We start from the raw sequence: 18,121 nt of genomic DNA on the forward strand, positions 1-18,121 counted from the left end.
AGTGGTGGCGGGTCAGTAGCCGGTGGAGCGGCAGAGCCGGATCCAGCGGTAGCCGTGCCCGGCCAGCTTGAGGCTGTCCAGCTTGCCCACGTCGCCGTAACCCCGGTCGGTGAGGACGTCGATCGGCAGGTCCGCCTCGGGGGCCACGCTGCTCAGATCCACCTCGACGTCCTCGGTGCCGAGGTTGTGCAGGAAGACCATCGTGCCGGTGGGGCCGTCGGCGCGGTGTGCGAGCACCCCGGCCGGCATCGGCACGTCGATGTGCGAGGTCGAGCCGGAGCCGATCTCCGGGGCCTCCCGCAGCGTCCGGATCATCCGCTCGAACCAGGCCAGCAGCGACGTCGCGTCGCCCCGTTGGGCGGTGACGTTGACCTTCTGGTAGCCGAAGTCACCCTGGTCGATCACCGGGCGGATCAGCTTCTCCGGGTCCGCCGTGGAGAAGCCGGCGTTCTCCTTGTACGACCACTGCATCGGGGTACGGATCGCGTCCCGCCCGTCGAGCGCGAGGTTCTCCCCCATCCCGATCTCCTCGCCGTAGCGCAGTACCGGCGTGCCGCGCAGCGAGAACTGGAGCGCGTACGCCAGCTCGATGTGCCGCCTGTCGTTGCCGAGCATCGGGGCGAGCCGCCGCCTGATGCCCCGGCCGTAGAGCTGCATGTTCTCGTCCGGGCCGAACTTCGCCAGCACGTCGTTGCGCTGGTCGGCGGTGAGCCGGGACAGGTCGATCTCGTCGTGGTTGCGCAGGAAGGTGGCCCACTGGCCGCCGGTGGGCAGCTTCGGGGTGTCGCGCAGCGCGTCGATGATCGCCTCCGGGTCCTCCCGGGCGAGGGCGAGCATGAGCCGGCCGTTGAGCATGAAGTCGAAGAGCATGTGGATCCGGTTGCCCGAGCCGCTGCCGTCGCCGAAGTAGACCGGCAGCTGGTCGGGCTCGACGTTCGCCTCGGCCAGCAGCACCGCGTCGCCGCGTCGCCACTGGACGTGCTGGCGCAGGTCGGTGAGGAAGTCGAAGTCCTTGGGCGCGTTCGGGTTGCCCGGTTCGGTCTGCTCGATGATGAACGGCACGGCGTCCATCCGGAACCCGGAGACACCGAGCTGGAGCCAGAACGAGGTGATCTTCTTGATCTCGGCGCGGACCTTCGGGTTCTCGATGTTCAGGTCCGGCTGGAACCGGTAGAAGCGGTGGTAGTACCACGCCTTGGCGGTCCGGTCGTAGCTCCACGTCTCGTGCTGCTCGCCCGGGAAGACCATCCCCTGGTGCCGGTCCGCCGGCTCGTGGTCGGCCCAGACGTACCAGTCACGGTACGGCGAGTCGGGCGAGGAGCGGGCGGACTGGAACCACGGGTGCTGGTCGGAGGTGTGGTTGACCACCAGGTCGATGATCACCCGGATGCCCCGGTTCCGGGCCTGGTGCAGCAGTTCGGCGAAGTCGCCGAGGGTTCCCAGTCGCGGGTCGACGTTGTAGAAGTCGGTCGCGTCGTAGCCGTCGTCCTGGTTGGGCGAGGGATGGATCGGGTTGAGCCAGAGGCAGGTCACCCCCAGCCGCGCCAGGTAGTCGAGTCGCCCGATCAGGCCCCGGAAGTCACCGATCCCGTCACCGTCGGAGTCCGCGTACGTGTCGACGTCGAGGCAGTAGACGACGGCCTCGGAGTACCACCTGTCACCCATGCCGGCCTAATGTCTCCGATCCGCCCGCCCCGCAAACGCGAACCCTCCTCCGGTGGCCGCGCCGGGCGCCCGGGTCACCGCCTCCCGCAGCGGGCGCCCGGGTCACCCTCCCGCGCCGGGCATCCGGGTCACCGCCCCCGCGCCGCCGGCCGGGGTACGGTGCCGGCATGGCTGATCATCCGACGGTGGGCGCCCGCGTGGTGGACTGGGACGAGGGCCGGTGGCTGCACCCACCCGTGCGGGTGGAGCGGACCGACGATGGTGGCCTGCTGGTGGAGCCGGGGGCGGAGAGCGACCTGTGGCGGCACACCGGCTACGGCTTCGTCCACGACGACGGGTCGGCGCTGCTCGCCGGGTTCCCCGTCGGCACCGCGGTCGAGGTGACCTTCGTGCTGGACTACACGGCGCAGTTCGACCAGGCCGGGGTGCTGGTCCGGGTGGACGAACGGAACTGGGTGAAGGCCGGGGTGGAGATCAGCGACGGGTTGCCGCAGGTCGGCGCGGTGGTCACCCGGGAGGTCTCGGACTGGTCGGTGGCCCCGGTGCCGGACTGGAACGGGCACGAGGTGACCGTGCGGGTCAGCCGGGACGGCGACGCGCTGACCGTCCGGGCGCGCACCGCCGGTACGCCGTGGCGGCTGGTCCGGCTCGCCCCGCTCGCCCCGGACGCGGTCGCGCTGGCCGGGCCGTTCTGCTGCTCGCCCTCCCGGGCCGGGTTGACCGTGCGGTTCACCGGCTGGCGGCGCGGGGCGGCGGATCCGGCGCTGCACCCGACGGACTGACCCCCGGATCAGCCGGGGCCGGTCCGGCCGCGGCCGGGGTCGGCCGGGTCAGCAGGCCGGGCGGCGGCGGGTGGGATCGCCCACGACCAGGTGTGAGCGGCGGCCCGGCGGGTAACACTGTCCGATCCCACCGGCCCCGTGGAAAGGACGACAATGGCTCTCGCCCAGGACGTCGACCCGAACAAGTTCACCGGGCTGACCGGTTGGGTGGCGAGCGTCATCGACTCCCTCGGGGCGGTCGGCGTCGCCTTCCTGGTGGCGTTGGAGAGCATCATCCCGCCGATCCCCAGCGAGATCGTGCTGGCGATGGCGGGCTACCTCGCCGCCGAGGGCCGGTTCAACCTGGTGGTGATCGTCGCCGCCGCCACCGTCGGTTCGCTGGTCGGCGCGCTGGTGCTCTACTGGCTCGGCGCGGCGATCGGCGAGGAGCGGCTCAAGCACTGGCTGGACCGCATCCCGCTGGTCGACCGGGACGACCTGGAGAAGGCCGACCGCTGGTTCGAGCGGCACGGCCGGTGGGCGGTGCTGATCGGCCGGCTGGTGCCGGTGGTGCGCAGCCTGGTCTCCGTCCCGGCCGGCGCGAACCGGATGCCGATGGGCGAGTTCGTGCTGCTCACCACACTCGGCAGCGGGGTGTGGAACGCACTGGTCGTCGGCCTCGGCTACACCCTGGGTTCGCGCTGGCAGGACGTGGAGAAGTACAGCGACTGGTTCAACTACGCCATCTTCGCGGTCTTCGCCGTCATGATCGGGAGCTGGGCGGCCAGGAAGATCCGCTCCCGCCGCGACCGGGACGACCGGCGGTCGGTGACCACCGGCCGCTGACCGGGAGCCGGCCCGCCCGGGAGGCCGGACCGGCCGGCCCCACCGGGCGGTGGTGCTCAGTACCGTGCGGTGATCGAGGTGAACTCCCACAGGTTCTGGGCGATGCCGGAGCAGTTGGCGACCACCCCGCCCCCCGGGCACGGGCGGTCCCGGTTGACCGACCAGAAGGTGAAGCGGGACAGCCCCCGCGCCTTGGCCCAGTCCCGGATCTGGGTCCAGGTGGCCGGCGAGGTCAGCTCCTGCTGGTCGGAGAGCCCGTTCATGCCGCTGATGCCCATGTGCGCGTACGCGGTCGCGTCCGACCAGCCGAACGCCGCCTTCAGCGTGGTCTTCAGCCCTTCGGCGGCGTTGACGGTGTTCTGGTACATGTTCGCCCCGCCGCCGAAGTCGAACGGCATGATGGTGAAGGTGTCGATGTTCGCGCCGAGCGCGGCGGCCTGGTTGATCAGCCGGGTGCCGTAGTACGACGGCCCGGTGGTCGAGGTGCCGAAGGTGACGATCGTCCTGATCCCCGGGTTGTTCTGCTTGACGATCTTCAGCGCGCCGAGGATGCGGTCCTGCACCACCTCGTTCTCGAACTCGTCGCTGTTCTCGATGTCGACGTCGATCGCCTTCAGGCCGTACGCGTTGATCACCTGCTGGTACGCCCCGGCGAGGGCACTGGCCGACGCGCAGTTCGGGCCGAGCTTGTTGCCGCTCCAGCCGCCGAACGACGGGATGACGTCGCCGCCGGCCGCCCGGATCGCGGCGATGGTGCTGGCGTGCGCGCCCCCGGTGAGCGGCCCGGAGCCGTCCCAGGCCGGGGTGCAGCCACCGCCGGAGAGCACGAACGCGATGGTGAACCACTTCACCCCGGTCGCCCCCATCACCGTCGCCGGGGCGGGCGGGTCACCCCAGCCCGGGTAGAGGTAGGGGGCGGCGGCCATCGTGCCGGTGCCGCCGGTGCAGCCGGTGGTGGTGGCCGACACCGGGGACGACTTCGCCGACTCGCCGGCCGCGTTGTACGCCGTGACGGTCCAGCTGTGTGCGGAGCAGGCGGCCAGCCCGGAGACGGTGGTCGAGGTGCCGGTGACGGTGGCCTTGACCGTGCCGCCCTCGTAGACCCGGTAGCCGGTGACCGTGCCGGAGACGGCGTTCCAGGCCAGCGTGGCCGAGGAGGCGGTGGTGCCGGTGACCCGCAGCCCGCCCGGGGTGGCCGGGCCGGTCGGGTTGCCGGGGCCGCCGCCGGTGCAGGCCGCGCCGTTGACCGTGCAGTTGACCGGGTCGCCGGTGCCCGCGACGACGAAGCCGAAGGTGGTGCTGGCACCCGGCGCGAGGCTGCCGTTCCAGCTCTGGTTGAGGGCGGTGACGTGCTGGCCGGAGCTGCTGAGCCGGGCGTCCCAGAACGAGCCGACGGTGCTGCCGGACGGCAGGTCGAACTGGACGTTCCACGAGCTGACGGCGGTCGAGGTGTCGTTGGTGACGGTGAACTTCGCCTCGTACCCGCTGCTCCAGCTGGCGGTGCGGACGAAGGCGGCGGTGGCGGCGGACGCGGCCGGCGGGGCCACGATCGTGCCGGTGACCAGGGCTGCGGCGAGCGCGACGGCGAGGGTGGCCGCGCGGGGGGAGCGGAGTCTCACGGGTGGCCTCCAGGGACCGGGGCGGGGGGTGCGACCGGTCCGCCTGCGCGGGCCGGGGGCGCGGTCCGGGGGTGGGACCGCCGGGACGACCGGGGAACCGATCCACGGTCGTCCACGTCCGCGCTCATTATTAAGACTCTTAACTGTTAATGTCCAGAGCCCGTTCCGGCCGCCCCGCTCCCCGCCGCCTCCCGACCACCTCGGCACGGGCGGTCGCCGGGGCGCGAGCCGGCCCGGCGCATGGGTGCGGGGTCCGCGCCACCCCGGCACGGACCCCGCACCGCCCGGTCAGCGGCGGAAGGTGAACCAGTTGACGTTGACGAAGTCGGCCGGCTGGCCACTGCTGAAGGTGAGGTAGACGCTGTGCCGGCCGGTCACCGCCGACACGTTGCCGGGCACCGACCGCCAGCTCTGCCAGCCTCCGGTGTTGGCCAGCGCGAAGCTGCCGATCGGGGTGCCGGTCGGGCTGTCCAGCCGCACCTCGACCAGGCCGCTCACCCCGCCCGCCGCGCCGGAGGCCACCCGGGCCAGGAAGTCGCGCGGCCCGCTGGTGCCGAAGTCCACGTTGTCGTAGCGGGCCCAGTCGCCGTTGCGCAGCGCGGCGATGTTCTGCCCGCCCTCGGCGCACGTCTCGACGGCCACCCCGTTCTGCGCCGAGAACGCCTCGGCCTGGATCGTCGAGTAGGCGTCCACGGTGCCCGACGGGGGCGGCGTGGTCGGGGCCGGCGTGGTGGGGGTCGGCGTCGGGGTGGAGCCGCCACCCCGGCGGTAGACCGCGACGTAGTCGACCACCATCGGCCGGCCGGAGACGGTCGAGCCGGTCGGCGTGACGGCACCGGCCACCCCGTCCGGGAAGGAGCCGCCCATCGCCACGTTGAGCAGCAGGAAGTAGCCACCGTGGCCGGTCATCTGCGCCCAGTAGCTGGCCCCGACCTGGGTCTGGGTGACGGTGTGGAACAGCTGCCCGTCGACGTACCAGCGCAGTTGCTGCGGGCTGACCGAGGTGTCCCACTCGGTGCGGTAGGTGTGGAAGGCGGCCTGGCAGGCGCTGCCGGGGCAGACCCGGGTGGCGCCCAGCCCGCTGAACTCGTTGCACGGCCCGCCCGGGGCGACCCCGCAGTGCAGCGCGCCCCACACCTGGTTGAGCCCGTTGACGTTCTCCATCACGTCGATCTCGCCGATGCCCGGCCAGTTCTGGTAGTTGCCCCGGTACGGCGAGCCGAGCGCCCAGAACGCCGGCCAGTAGCCGGCCGCCTGCGCGCCGGTGACGTTGGGCATCTGGATCCGCCCCTCGATCGCCAGCACCCCGCCGGTCGGCGGCTTGAAGTCGGTGCGGACCGTCTCGATCCGGGCCGAGGTCCACCGGCCGCCGGAGTCGCGCAGCGGGGTGATCCGCAGGTTGCCGGACCCGTCGTGGGCCAGGTTGGCGGTGCTGCCGGTGTACGTCTGGATCTCGCCGGTGCCCCAGTTGGCCGGGCCGCCGGGGTAGCTGGTGCCGGTGTCGACGATCCAGTTGGCCGAGGACGGCAGGGTGCCGGCCGCGCCGGTGAAGTCGTCGCTCCACACCAGGCTCCACCCCGACGGCGGCGTCGGGACGGCGGCCTGCGCGGCGACCGAGACGCCGGTCAGCGCGGTGGCGGCGGCGAGGGTGACCGCCAGGGCGAGCCGGCGACGGGGCCGGCGCGGGGCGGTGGGGGCGACCGGAGCCGCCGGGACAGCGTTCATCGGGGGTGCCTCTCCATCGGGGACGGGAGCTTAGAGAGCGCTCTCTGAGCGGTTTTCTACGCTCCCGTCCCCGCACTTGTCAACGCTCGTCGATGGCTTCGACCGGTTCCGGTCGCGGCCGGCGCAGCAGCACGTGCTCGGCGACCGTCCACCCGGTCGTGGTGACCAGGTAGAGCACCGCCGCCAACGGCACCACCAGCGCCAGCAGCACCGTGCCGTACGGCAGCAGCGGCAGCACCCGGGCCAGCAGCGCCGCTCCCGGCTGGTCGCCCGGGACGGCGGCCGACGCCGCCGCCCGCCGGGACAGCACCGTGGCCAGGCCGGCCAGGGTCGCCAGCAGCACCCCGAAGACCAGCAGCACCGACGGCGACAAACCGTCGCCCAGGTGCCAGCCCAGCGGCACCCCGGCCAGCCGCGCGTCGAGCAGCCCGACGGCACCGTCACCGGTGCCGAACAGCCGGTACATGACCAGGAAGAACGGCGCCTGGAGCAGCGCCGGCAGGCACCCCGCCACCGGCGACGCCCCGGCCCGGCGGTAGAGCGCGAACACCTCCGACTGCAACGTCGCCGGGTCGCCCGCGTACCGCTGCTGGAGCTGGCGCAGCTGCGGGGCGAGCGCCGCGCGACGCCGCTCCGCGCGGACCTGGGCGACGGTGAGCGGTGAGATCAACAGGCGGACGACGATGGTGAAGGCGACGATCGCGGCGGCGGTGGCGGCCCCGCCGGCCAGCGGCGTCAGCAGCTCGGCGAGCCAGCCGACGACGGAACCCGCGGCGGCGGCCGCGTCGTGCACAGGTGAGAAGGCGAGCATGATGGAACCCCTCGGGCCGAATCCGGTCGTCCGCACGGGACGGCTGCCGGCCGCCCGTCAGGGCTGCCGGTGCTCCACAGTGCGACGGTTGACGACGGAACCGGTCGGGGGTCGGCGGCGCGCGGAATCAGCCCGCGACCGGGGACCAGCCGACCGGCGGGGAACCCCCGGGTGCCCGGGGACGCGGCCGACCCGGCGCGTCCGGATCGACCTGGCGGGGCACGTCCCGACGCCGGGCCCGTAACCCGACCGCCTGCCGCCGCCCGCCACCCGACCCGACCGCCGGCCGGGGCCGGGCCGCCAGCAGGGCGACCAGCAGCAGCGCGGCCACCACCGCCGCCCCGGCCAGCAGGTCGCCCGGCCGGTCCGCGAGCAACGTCAGCCCGACGAGCGTGTACGCCCACAGACCCGTCACCATCCGCAGCCCCGACACGCGCCCCAGACTAGGACCCGCTGTCACGCCGGACGGCCGCGACCGCGGCGGCCACCACCGCCGGCTGGTCCACGTGCACCAGGTGCCGGGCGTCCCGGAGCACCTCCTGCCGACCGGCCGGGAAGCTCGCCGCCAACCGGGCGTGCCCGACCCGCCACGCCGCCCGACCGGCCGGGGTGGCCACGTCGCCGAGCGCGGTCAGCACCCGCACCGGGAGCACCGGCGCGGGCGTCACCGCCCGCAACGCCAGCAGCTCCGCCGCCACCGCCGGATGCGCCAGCCACTGCGTCAACGCCCCCACCAGCACCGCCCCCGACCCCCACGGCACCGCCGACGCCGGGTCGGGCGGCCGGACGCTCATCCGGCGCACCGCCCGCCGCCACGCCCACGGGCCGCACCGACGGGCCAGCCCGGACCGGTCGAGCCCTCCGGCCAGCACCGGGGCGAGCGCCGCCGCCGCGCCGGCCGACCGCGCCGACCACCACCCCCACCGCGCCGCCCCGCCCGGATCCACCAGGCTCGGATCCACCAGCACCAGCCCGGCCAGCCGGCCCGGATGCCGCCGGGCGTACGCCTCGGCGGGCAACGCCGCCGCCGAGTGCGCCACCAGCACCGGCCGGCCCAGCCCCGCGACGGCCACGTCGATCCGGCCCAGCTCGGCGGTGAGGGTGGGCACCCGGCCGTCGTCCGGCCGGTCCAGCCGGCGCACCCGGCAGCCGGCGGCGGTCAGCAGCGGGACCAGCCGGTCCCAGGTCGATGCCCCCTCCCCCATCCCCGGGCAGAGCAGCACCCCCGGCCCGCCGGCCCGGGCCGCCCGGTCGGCCTCGGCGACGGGCCGGACCGCCCGGTCGTCGTGGGCCGCGGGGCGGACCGCCCGGTCGTCGTCGGCCGCGGGGCGGACCACCCGGTCGGCGCCGGCGGCGGGCCGGTCGGCGGGCGGGCCGGTCACCGGGGCCGCTCCGGGCGGGGGCCGGTCCCCCGGAGGGCGACGGCGGCGGCCAGCAGCAGCCAGCCGGACAGCCCGGTCAGCTGGGTCCGCTGCCACAGGCCCAGCCCGTACCCCGGGTGGACCGAGGCGACCAGCGTCCCGACCGTGCCGACCGCCAGCACCACCGCCACCACCAGGCCGGCCCGGCGGCGGGCCGGGCCGCGCAGCACGGCGAGCAGCGCCACCAGGGAGAGCAACGCCCCGGCCACCGCCACCGACGAGGTGACGGTGTGCGCCTGGTGCCGCCAGGACAGCTCACCCAGCTCCTCCAGCCGCGCGCAGCGGGCGTCCACCGACGGCGCGCAGTCCATCGTGGTCCAGCCGCCGTCCACGGCGGTCGCCACCCCGAAGACCACCAGCCCCCAGCGGGCCACCCGGGGCACCTCCCGGGCCACCCGGCCCAGCAGCACCCCGGCCACCACCGCGCAGAGCCCGGTCACCACGTCGCCGAGCTGGAAGAACAGGTGGTACGGCTGGTCCCGCGCGGCCAGCTCGCTCAGGTAGCTCCGCACCGGCCGCAGCCCCGGATTGAGCACCGGGGCGAGCAGCCAGGAGGCGTAGCAGACCGCCGCCGCCAGCAACGCCACCGCCGCCCCGGTCCGGGCGGCCCGGTGCCCGTCGCCCGCACGGCCCGCCGACCCGGACGCCGGGTCCGGGTCAGAGTGCGGGCGGGGGCGGCTCACGAGGACTCGCGGACCATCGGGAACGGCAGGGTCTCCCGGATGGACCGGCCGGTCAGCAGCATCACCAGCCGGTCCACGCCCAGCCCCAGACCACCGGTCGGCGGCATCGCGTACTCCAGCGCGGTGAGGAAGTCCTCGTCCAGCTCCATCGCCTCCGGGTCACCGCCGGCCGCCTTCAGCGACTGGGCGGTCAACCGCCGTCGCTGCTCGGTCGGGTCGACCAGCTCCGAGTACGCGGTGCCCAGCTCCATCCCGAACGCCACCAGGTCCCACCGCTCGGCCAACCGGGGATCGGCCCGGTGCTGGCGGGTCAGCGGCGAGACCTCGGTCGGGAAGTCCAGATAGAAGGTGGGCAGGTCGGTGGCCGCCTCGACGAGCCGCTCGTACAGCTCCGACATCAGCTCGGCGCGCTCCCACCCCGGGTCGTACGGCACCCGGGCCGCATCGGCGAGGCGGCGCAGGGTGGCCACCCCGGTCTCGACGGTCACCTCCTCGCCCAGCGCGGCGGAGACCGCCCCGTGCACCGTGTGCACCGGCCACGGCCCGCCGATGTCCACCAGCTCACCGGTGTCGGGTCGACGGGCCAGCGGAGCGCCGTGCACCGCCACCGCCGCCGCCACGATCAGCTCCCGGGCCAGCTCCCGCATGTCGTGGTAGTCGGCGTACGCCTGGTACGCCTCCAGCACGGTGAACTCCGGGTTGTGGCTGAAGTCGACGCCCTCGTTGCGGAACACCCGGCCCAGCTCGTACACCCGCTCGACGCCGCCCACCGCGAGCCGCTTGAGATACAGCTCGGGGGCGATCCGCAGGGTCAACCGCAGGTCGTAGGCGTTGCTGTGGGTGACGAACGGGCGGGCGTTGGCACCGCCGTGCACCCGTTGCAGGATCGGCGTCTCCACCTCCAGGAAGTCCCGGGTCACCAGGGTCTGCCGCAGGCTGGTCAGGGTGGCGCTACGCGCCCGCAGCAGCTCCCGCGCCTGCGGGTTGATCGCCAGGTCCAGGTAGCGGCGGCGGACCCGCGCCTCCGGGTCGGCCAGGCCGTGGTGCTTGTCCGGCAGCGGGCGCAGGCACTTGGCGGTGAGCCGCCAGTCGGCCACCCGGACCGACACCTCGCCGCGCCGGGTGGCGTACACCTCGCCGGTCGCGCCGACGTGGTCGCCGATGTCGACGGTGGCCCGCCACCGGTCCAGCTCCTTCTCCAGCACCAGTTGCAGGTCGCCGCCACCGTCACGGACGGTGACGAAGCAGATCCGGCCGTGGTCGCGGACCAGCAGCACCCGCCCGGCCACCGAGACCGTCTCCCCGGTCCCGGTGTCCGGGGCCAGCCCGGCGTGCCGCCGCCGCACCGCCGCGCAGTCGTCGGTACGCGGCCACCCCACCGGGTACGCCTCGACGCCCTGCGCCCGCAGCCGGTCCAGCTTCGCCCGCCGGACCCGGACCTGCTCGGGAAGCTGCTCGCGGGCCGGTTCCGGGCTGACCGCCTGCACCGCACCGGCGTCGGGCGGCACGAAACCCACCCCGCCCCCGGCCGGGGGCACCCCGTGCAGCGGGGACGGCCGGCCACCGGGCAACGCCAGGAAGCCCTCGGCGACGGCGGCGGCCAACCCCACCCGGGCCAGCTCCCGCCGCTCGCCGAAGCACAGGTAGCGGGGCGTCCAGTGCGGCTGGTACTTGGCGTTGGACAGGTACAGCGACTCCAACTGCCACCAGCGGGAAAAGAACAGCAGGGTACGCCGCCACAACCGGATCACCGGGCCGGCACCGATCCGCGCGCCCTGCTCGAAGACCGACCGGAACACGGCGAAGTTCAACGACACCCGCTCGACGCCCAGCCGGGGCGCGGCACCGAGCAGCGCGGCCACCATGAACTCGGTGACCCCGTTGTCGGCGGTGCGGTCCCGACGCATCAGGTCCAGCGACAACCCGTCGGCCCCCCACGGGCTCAGCGACAGCAGCGCCCGCACCCGGCCGCTGCCGTCCCTGGCCTCGACCAGCACACAGTCGCCGTCGGCCGGGTCGCCGAGCCGGCCCAGCGCCATCGAGAAGCCGCGCTCGTGTTCGGTGTCCCGCCAGCGGGTGGCCAGCGCGGCGAGGTCGGCCAGCTCGTCCGGCGGGATCTCGTGGTGCCGGCGGACCAGCGCGGTGTGACCGGCCCGCTCGGCCCGGTGCACCGCCTGCCGGACCGGCCGCATGTCCCGCCCGCCCAGGTCGAACTCCCGGGCCAGCAGGATCGCCTCGTCGCCCAGTTGCAGCACCTTCAGCCCGTGCCGGTGGTAGGCCCGCGCGCCGATCTCGCTGGCCCCCATCACCGCCGGGGTCCAGGCGTACTCCCGGGCCTGGTCCAACCAGGCGGTGATCGCCGGCCCCCACGCCTCCGGGTCGCCGACCGGGTCGCCGCTGGCCAGGCTCACCCCGTTGACCACCCGGTAGGTCAGCGCCGCCTTGCCGCTGGCCGAGAAGATCGCCGCCTTGTCCCGCCGGGTGGCGAAGTAGCCGAGCGAGTCCCGGTCGCCGTACCGGGCCAGCAGTTCCCGGATCCGCTGCTCCTCGTCGGGGTGCAGCACGGCGGCGGCGCGCTGCGAGCGCAGCAGGGTGAACAGGCCGGCGAGGAAGGCGACCGCACCCATCCCGCCGAGCAGCAGGTTGACCCAGCCGGGGGCCTGGCCCTGCCGGGTGACGTCCAGGGTGATCGCCCCGCCGAAGACCTTCTCGATGGCGTACCCGACCCGGTCCAGCCAGCTCCGCAGGCTGCCGGGCACGGCGGTGAGCAGCAGGTAACCCAGCCCGACGGCCGCCGCGGCGAGGCCGAAGAACACCCCGAGGGCGCGCCGGGTGCTGCCACTGCGGACCCGGGCGTAGAACTCCCGTCGGGCGGCCCGCAGCAGCGCCAGCGCGACGGCGGCGAAGCCGGTGCCCACCCAGACGCCGACGGTCTCGACCAGGGTGAACAGCCGTCGGCCGGCGTCGTCGGTGAGCTGGTCCGCGCCGACGGTCACCAGCAGCAGGCCGGTCAGCACGCCGACGACCAGGCTGAGGATGAAGTAGACGACCAGCACCCAGTACGCCAGCCGCTTGCGGCGCAGCACGGCCGCGGCGAGGGTGCCGAGGAAGACGGCGTACGCCAGATTGGCGGGGGCCGGCACCAGCAGCGTGTCGATGGTGCTGCGGACCGGCTGGAACTCGGCGTTGGCCGCGCTGCTCACCGCCGCCAGCGCGCAGATCGCGGCGACGAACCACAGCAGCGACGCGAACATCCTCGGCACCTGCCGCCGCCAGTCCGGCGCGGGCGGCCGGACGGGCTGGCCGGGCCGGACGGGCAGCGGGGACGCCTCCCGGGCCACCGTCGTCGGGGTCACCTGGCCTCCCTCCCTCGCCGCCCCGACCCGCCCCGGCCGGGGCGGGGGTGCGGCACGGCACCGGTCGGCGGACCGGGTCATGGTAAGCATCCGGCGCGACGGCTCGCCGTGTCGCGTTTTCTCCGCCGGACACCGCGGGTAATGGGCCGGGCAGGACCGCAGCGGACCCGCCGCGGCCGGGACGGACGGACGGTGATGGCGATGACCAGTGGGGTGGCGGCCGGGGAGGTGACTCCGGAGCGGACCGGGGTCGACCGGCTCACGGTGGGGGTGGAGGAGGAGTTCCTCCTGGTCGATCCGCACACCGGTGCCGCGGTGCCCGCCGTCGACCTGGTCATGGAGCAGGTGCCGGCCGAGCTGCGCGGGCAGGTGGAGCGGGAGTTCCAGACCAGCCAGATCGAGATCGGCAGCCCGCCGGGCTTGGAGCTGGCGTCGATCCGGCACTCGCTGGGCGTGCTGCGCGGCGCGCTGGCCGACGCCGCCGAGCGGGCCGGCGTCCGGGTGCTGGCCATCGGTACGGGGCCGGTGGCGGGACCGGTGCCGGCGGTGGTCGACAAGCCCCGCTTCGACCGGATGATCGAGCGGTTCCGGCTGCTGGTGCCCGGCCCCGGCAACAACGGCATGCACGTGCACGTGGGTGTCCCCGACCCGGACACCGGGGTGCAGGTGCTCAACCACATCCGGCCGTGGCTGCCGGTGCTGCACGCGATGACCACCAACTCGCCGTTCTCGGAGGGCGTCGACACCGGGTACGCGAGCTGGCGGTCCGTCGAGTGGGAACGCTGGCCGTCGGTGGCGCCCACCCCCTACCTGGAGTCCCACGAGCACTACGAGCGGCTGATCCGGCAGTTGATCTCCAGTGGGGTAATGCTCGACGAGGGGATGCTCTACTGGTACGCCCGGCTGTCGGCGAAGTACCCGACGGTGGAGGTCCGGATCGGCGACGTCTGCCCGTCGGTCGACGACGCGGTGCTGGTGGCCGCCCTGGTCCGGGCGTTGGTCGCCACCGCCATGGCGGACGTGGCGGCGGGCCGCCCGGCGGTCAACACCGACCACCACCTGCTGGTCGCCGCGCACTGGCGGGCCGCCCACGACGGGCTGGAGGGCGACGGCGTCGACCTGGCCAACGGTGAGCTGTGCCCGGCCTGGGAGCTGGTGGACCGGCTGGTCGAGCGGGTCCGCCCGGCGCTTCAGGCGCACGACGACCTGGCCGAGGTGACCGACCTGCTGGCCGGGCTGCGCCGGCACGGCACCGGGGCCGCCCGGCAGCGGGCCGTGTTCGCCCGGTCGGGCCGGCTGGAGGACGTGGTCGCCGAGGTCGCCCGGCAGACCCGTGGCTGACCGGCCCGGGACTGGCCGCCGTCGGGCCGGCCGACCCGACGCCGGTCGTCGTTCCGGCGACCGGCGTGTCGGTGACCGTCGTCGTGCGGACCGGCCCGACGGCGGCCGGGGTGTCGGTGGGCCGCCCGGGGACGGCCGGTGCGTGGAAGAGTGGGCGTCGTGGCAGAGCGGCTGATCGTCGTCGGAGGGGACGCCGCCGGGATGGCGGCGGCCTCCCAGGCCCGTCGTCGCCGGGGCGTCGACGACCTGGAGATCGTGGCGTTCGAGCGGGGACACTTCACGTCGTACTCGGCGTGCGGCATCCCGTACTGGATCAGTGGGCTGGTCGAGGAGCGGGACGCGCTGATCGCCCGCGACCCGGCCACCTTCCGCGACGACTTCGCCATCGACGTGCGGCTGCGCACCGAGGTCACCGGCATCGACCTCGACCGGCGGGAGGTCACCGCCCGCCGGCTCGACGACGGCGGCGAGGTCCGCGAACGGTTCGACACCCTGATGTACGCCACCGGCGCGGTCCCGAACCTGCCCGACTGGGCGGACGACGACGTCGACGGCATCTTCGGCATCCAGACGCTGGACGACGCGGCGGGGCTGCGGGCCTGGCTGGACAACACCCCCGCGCCCCGCCGGGCGGTGGTGGTCGGCGGCGGCTACATCGGGGTGGAGATGGCCGAGGCGCTGATCCAGCGCGGGCTCGCCGTCACCCTGGTCGAGCGGGGCGAGCAGCCGATGGCCACGGTCGACGAGGACATGGCCCGCCTGGTCGCCGAGGCGATGCGGGGGCTGGGCGTCGAGATCCGTACCGGCGTCACGGTCAGCGGGGTCGAGCAGCGCGACGGCCGGGTGTCCGCGGTGGTCACCTCCGCCGGCCCGGTGCCGGCCGACGTGGTGGTCCTCGGCCTGGGGGTACGCCCCAACACCGCGCTCGCCGCCACCGCCGGCCTCCCGCTCGGCAAGACCGGCGGGGTGCTGGTGGACCGGCGGATGCGGGTGGTCGGGGTGCCCGACGTCTGGGCGGCCGGCGACTGCGTGGAGACCCTGCACCGGGTCACCGGCATGTCGGTGCACGTCCCCCTCGGCACCCACGCCAACAAGCAGGGCCGGGTCGCCGGGATCAACATCGGTGGCGGGTACGCCACCTTCCCCGGGGTGATCGGCACCGCCGTGACGAAGGTCTGCGACCTGGAGGTGGGGCGTACCGGGCTACGGGAGCGGGACGCCCGGGCGGCCGGGTTCGAGTTCGTCTCGGTGATCGCCGAGTCGACGAACCGGGCCGGCTACTACCCGGGGGCCGAACCGATGACGGTGAAGCTGATCGCCGAACGTCCCACCGGGCGGTTGCTCGGCGCGCAGATCGTCGGCCGTTCGGAGGCGGCGAAGCGGATCGACGCGCTGGCCGTGGCGCTGTGGAACGAGATGACGGTGGACGAGATGACCGCCCTCGATCTCGGCTACGCCCCGCCGTACGCCCCGGTCTGGGATCCGGTGCTGATCGCCGCCCGCAAGGCCGTCGACGCCCTCGACCGCTGACACCCCCGTCCCCCCGCCACGCGGCGCGCTTTGTGGAGAGTTGTTGTCGCCCTGGCGACAACAACTCTCCACAAAGCATGGTCTGCTCGGCGGATGCGGATGCCCGGCGACGACGATGCCGCCCTCGACTGGTTGCTCTTCACGCAGGCGGGGGTGGTGAGCTGGGCACAGGCCACCGCCGAACTCACCCCCTCCCGGATCCGCCACCTGCTGGCCACCGGCCGCTGGGAGCGGGTTTGCCGGGGCATCCTGCGGGTCGGCGGTGGCCCGGTGACCGTCGACCAGTCGCGCTGGGTGGCGGTACTGGCCGCCGGTGACGGCGCGGTCCTGGCCGGTCTCGCGGCGGCGCAGGCGGCCGGGCTCCGCGGGCGGTGGCGGCACGAGGCGGTGGACGTGCTGATCCCGTACCAGCGCCAGGCCCCCGACCTGCTGCGCCGGCTGCCGCTCGGGATGCCGGCGGTGCGGGTCCGCCGAACCCGGCACCTCGGCGACGACGACCGGCAGCGGGGGCGGCCGGACCGCACCACGATGGCCCGGTCGCTCGTCGACGCCGCGCAGTGGATGAGGTCCGACGACGAGGCGCAGGCGGTGCTGGCCGCCGGCTGCCAGCAGCGCCGGGTGACCCCCGGGGAACTCGACACGGTAACCCGCCGGCTGCCCTGCCTGCGGCGGGCGACCCTGATCCGGCACACCATCGGCGACCTGGCCGGCGGGGCGGAGGCGCTGTCCGAGATCGACCTGGTCCGGCTCTGTCGCCGGTACGCACTGCCCCGGCCCGAGTTGCAGGAACGGCGGCGGGACGCCGACGGGCGAGTGCGGTACCTGGACGCCTACTGGCGGCGATGGGGCCTGCACGTCGAGGTCGATGGGGCGCACCACATGGACGTCCGGCACTGGGCGGCGGACCTGCGCCGGCAGAACGGAGTCTGGATCTCCGGAGACCGAATCCTGCGGTTCACCGCCTTCGACGTCCGGCACCGCCCCGAAGAGGTGGCGGCCCAGCTCCGCGCGGCCCTCACCGCCGCCGGCTGGCACCCCTGACCAGCCCCACCCACTCCACCCCACCCGCTCCACCGCCCTACTACCCGACCGCACGCGACACCGCCTCACGCACGAGTAGCGCCCCACGCACTGACACCCGGCCGCACACTGGCACCGGCCGACGCGCTGACACCGCCCGACCCGCGAGCACCGGACCGCGCACCGACCCCCGGCCGCGTACCAACACCGGGCCGCGCGCTGACAACGAGCCACGCGCAACACCGCCCCACACGCGAGCACCGGACCGCGCACCGACGCCGGGCCGCACGCTGACACCGGGTGCTCCGAGAGCGGACCGCGCACCGACGCCGGGTGCGCTGCGAGAGCCGGCAGGGCAACGCCGCCCGCACGCGCACTGACCGACACTGTCGCCGGCGGGCTGGTGTCTTTGTGGAGAGTTGTTGTCGCCAGGACGACAACAACTCTCCACAATCCGCATCATGGACGGGTGGAGATACCGGCGGGCCTGTCGTGGGTGCGGCGGCGACCGGGCGGGCCGGAGTGGCTGGCGACGCTGCCCCGGTGGCGTGACGAGTGCGCGCAGCAGTGGTCGCTGCGGCTCGGGCCGCCCTTTCCGTACGCGTTCGCCTCGCTGGCGATGCCGGCCGAGCTGCCCGACGGCACCTCGGCGGTGCTGAAGTTGCAGTACCCGGATCCGGACAGCCGGCACGAGGCCGACGCGCTGGCGCACTGGGACGGCGAGGCGGCGGTCCGGCTGCTCGCCCACGATCCGCGGCGACGGGCGCTGCTGGTGGAGCGGTGCCGACCCGGCTCGCCGCTGCACGAGCTGCCCGCCGACGAGGCGGTGGACGTGGTCGCCGCCCTGCTGCCCCGGCTGTGGCGGCGGGCGGCCGGGCCGTTCACCCCGCTCGCCGAGGAGGCCGCCGGCTGGCGGCGGCGGCTGCCCCGCGCGTGGGAACGGGCCGGCCGGCCGTACGAGCGGCGACTGGTCGACGCGGCGCTCGACCGGCTGGACCGGCTGGTCGACAGCCAGGGCGAGCAGGTCCTGGTCAACCAGGACCTGCACGCCGGCAACGTGCTGCGGGCGACCCGCGAGCCGTGGCTGGTGATCGACCCGAAGCCGTTGCTGGGTGAACGGGAGTTCGCGGTGGTGCCGATCGTGCGCGGCGTCGAGCTGGGGCACTCCCCGGCGGCGGTACGGCGGCGGCTGGACCGGATCACCGGCGCGCTCGGGCTGGACCGGGAACGGGTGGCCGACTGGACGGTCGCGCACTGCCTCGCGTGGAGCCTGGACGGCGACACGGTCTTCACCAACCAGGTCGAGGTGGCCAGCTGGCTGGTCGACGGCCCCTGAGCCACCG

The 18,121-nt window shown here is 74.6% G+C and carries 14 protein-coding genes; 6 read left to right on the top strand and 8 right to left on the bottom strand.

All coding sequences use genetic code 11. The annotated features are described in order from the left end of the window. Positions 1-12: 12 nt before the first annotated feature. Positions 13-1,665: an alpha-amylase family protein gene (locus O7625_RS01695; RefSeq protein WP_067310224.1), complete on the bottom strand. Its 1,653-nt coding sequence runs from the start codon at positions 1,663-1,665 to the stop codon at positions 13-15. 167 nt (positions 1,666-1,832) lie between these two features. On the opposite strand from O7625_RS01695, the gene O7625_RS01700 reads away from it, so the two are divergent. Next, positions 1,833-2,447, top strand: coding sequence for a DUF1349 domain-containing protein (locus O7625_RS01700; protein WP_282343788.1), 615 nt, complete (start codon positions 1,833-1,835; stop codon positions 2,445-2,447). Positions 2,448-2,600: 153 nt separating this feature from the next. Further along, entirely contained in the window at positions 2,601-3,272 is a 672-nt protein-coding gene (locus O7625_RS01705) for a DedA family protein (protein ID WP_067310215.1), read from the top strand. Between the two features lie 56 nt (positions 3,273-3,328). Here the strand turns inward: O7625_RS01705 and O7625_RS01710 are convergent, their stop codons facing one another. The 7 genes from O7625_RS01710 to lysX all read right to left on the bottom strand — a co-directional run bounded on the left by O7625_RS01710 (position 3,329) and on the right by lysX (position 12,887). Next, the gene (locus O7625_RS01710; RefSeq protein WP_282343791.1) at positions 3,329-4,891 is read right to left on the bottom strand and encodes a cellulose binding domain-containing protein; all 1,563 of its coding nucleotides are present in this window, start codon (positions 4,889-4,891) and stop codon (positions 3,329-3,331) included. 288 nt (positions 4,892-5,179) lie between these two features. Next, positions 5,180-6,616, bottom strand: coding sequence for a carbohydrate-binding protein (locus tag O7625_RS01715; RefSeq protein WP_282343793.1), 1,437 nt, complete (start codon positions 6,614-6,616; stop codon positions 5,180-5,182). 79 nt (positions 6,617-6,695) lie between these two features. Beyond that, on the bottom strand, positions 6,696-7,427 hold the full coding sequence (yidC, locus tag O7625_RS01720; RefSeq protein ID WP_282343795.1) for a membrane protein insertase YidC: 732 nt from the start codon (positions 7,425-7,427) through the stop codon (positions 6,696-6,698). A gap of 127 nt (positions 7,428-7,554) precedes the next feature. After that, complete coding sequence (locus O7625_RS01725; protein ID WP_282343797.1) at positions 7,555-7,860, bottom strand: DUF6412 domain-containing protein; 306 nt, start codon at positions 7,858-7,860, stop codon at positions 7,555-7,557. Between the two features lie 10 nt (positions 7,861-7,870). Beyond that, entirely contained in the window at positions 7,871-8,809 is a 939-nt protein-coding gene (locus O7625_RS01730) for an alpha/beta hydrolase (protein WP_282343799.1), read from the bottom strand. Then, the gene (locus O7625_RS01735; protein ID WP_282343801.1) at positions 8,806-9,531 is read right to left on the bottom strand and encodes a DUF998 domain-containing protein; all 726 of its coding nucleotides are present in this window, start codon (positions 9,529-9,531) and stop codon (positions 8,806-8,808) included. The genes O7625_RS01730 and O7625_RS01735 overlap by 4 nt, the downstream gene beginning before the upstream one ends. Continuing rightward, a complete protein-coding gene (gene lysX, locus O7625_RS01740; protein ID WP_282343804.1) occupies positions 9,528-12,887 on the bottom strand; it encodes a bifunctional lysylphosphatidylglycerol synthetase/lysine--tRNA ligase LysX in 3,360 nt (1,119 codons plus the stop codon). The genes O7625_RS01735 and lysX overlap by 4 nt, the downstream gene beginning before the upstream one ends. A gap of 201 nt (positions 12,888-13,088) precedes the next feature. On the opposite strand from lysX, the gene O7625_RS01745 reads away from it, so the two are divergent. The 4 genes from O7625_RS01745 to O7625_RS01760 all read left to right on the top strand — a co-directional run bounded on the left by O7625_RS01745 (position 13,089) and on the right by O7625_RS01760 (position 18,114). Beyond that, positions 13,089-14,228: a glutamate--cysteine ligase gene (locus O7625_RS01745; protein ID WP_282343806.1), complete on the top strand. Its 1,140-nt coding sequence runs from the start codon at positions 13,089-13,091 to the stop codon at positions 14,226-14,228. Positions 14,229-14,387: 159 nt separating this feature from the next. Then, entirely contained in the window at positions 14,388-15,758 is a 1,371-nt protein-coding gene (locus O7625_RS01750; protein WP_282343808.1) for an FAD-dependent oxidoreductase, read from the top strand. A gap of 93 nt (positions 15,759-15,851) precedes the next feature. Further along, positions 15,852-16,799: a hypothetical protein gene (locus tag O7625_RS01755; RefSeq protein ID WP_282343810.1), complete on the top strand. Its 948-nt coding sequence runs from the start codon at positions 15,852-15,854 to the stop codon at positions 16,797-16,799. Positions 16,800-17,247: 448 nt separating this feature from the next. Beyond that, entirely contained in the window at positions 17,248-18,114 is an 867-nt protein-coding gene (locus O7625_RS01760; protein ID WP_282343812.1) for an aminoglycoside phosphotransferase family protein, read from the top strand. The last annotated feature ends 7 nt before the right edge of the window (positions 18,115-18,121 follow it).

This window comes from Micromonospora sp. WMMD714, from assembly GCF_029581315.1.
GTDB classification, from domain to species: Bacteria; Actinomycetota; Actinomycetes; order Mycobacteriales; family Micromonosporaceae; genus Micromonospora; species Micromonospora rifamycinica.

Excerpts from the sequence above, each read along its gene's own strand:
- O7625_RS01755 (WP_282343810.1), top strand. The coding sequence starts at position 15,852 with ATGCGGATGCCCGGCGACGACGATGCCGCCCTCGACTGGTTGCTCTTC.
- O7625_RS01715 (WP_282343793.1), bottom strand. The coding sequence starts at position 6,616 with ATGAACGCTGTCCCGGCGGCTCCGGTCGCCCCCACCGCCCCGCGCCGG.
- O7625_RS01745 (WP_282343806.1), top strand. The coding sequence starts at position 13,089 with ATGACCAGTGGGGTGGCGGCCGGGGAGGTGACTCCGGAGCGGACCGGG.
- yidC (WP_282343795.1), bottom strand. The coding sequence starts at position 7,427 with ATGCTCGCCTTCTCACCTGTGCACGACGCGGCCGCCGCCGCGGGTTCC.
- O7625_RS01705 (WP_067310215.1), top strand. The coding sequence starts at position 2,601 with ATGGCTCTCGCCCAGGACGTCGACCCGAACAAGTTCACCGGGCTGACC.
- O7625_RS01695 (WP_067310224.1), bottom strand. The coding sequence starts at position 1,665 with ATGGGTGACAGGTGGTACTCCGAGGCCGTCGTCTACTGCCTCGACGTC.
- O7625_RS01700 (WP_282343788.1), top strand. The coding sequence starts at position 1,833 with ATGGCTGATCATCCGACGGTGGGCGCCCGCGTGGTGGACTGGGACGAG.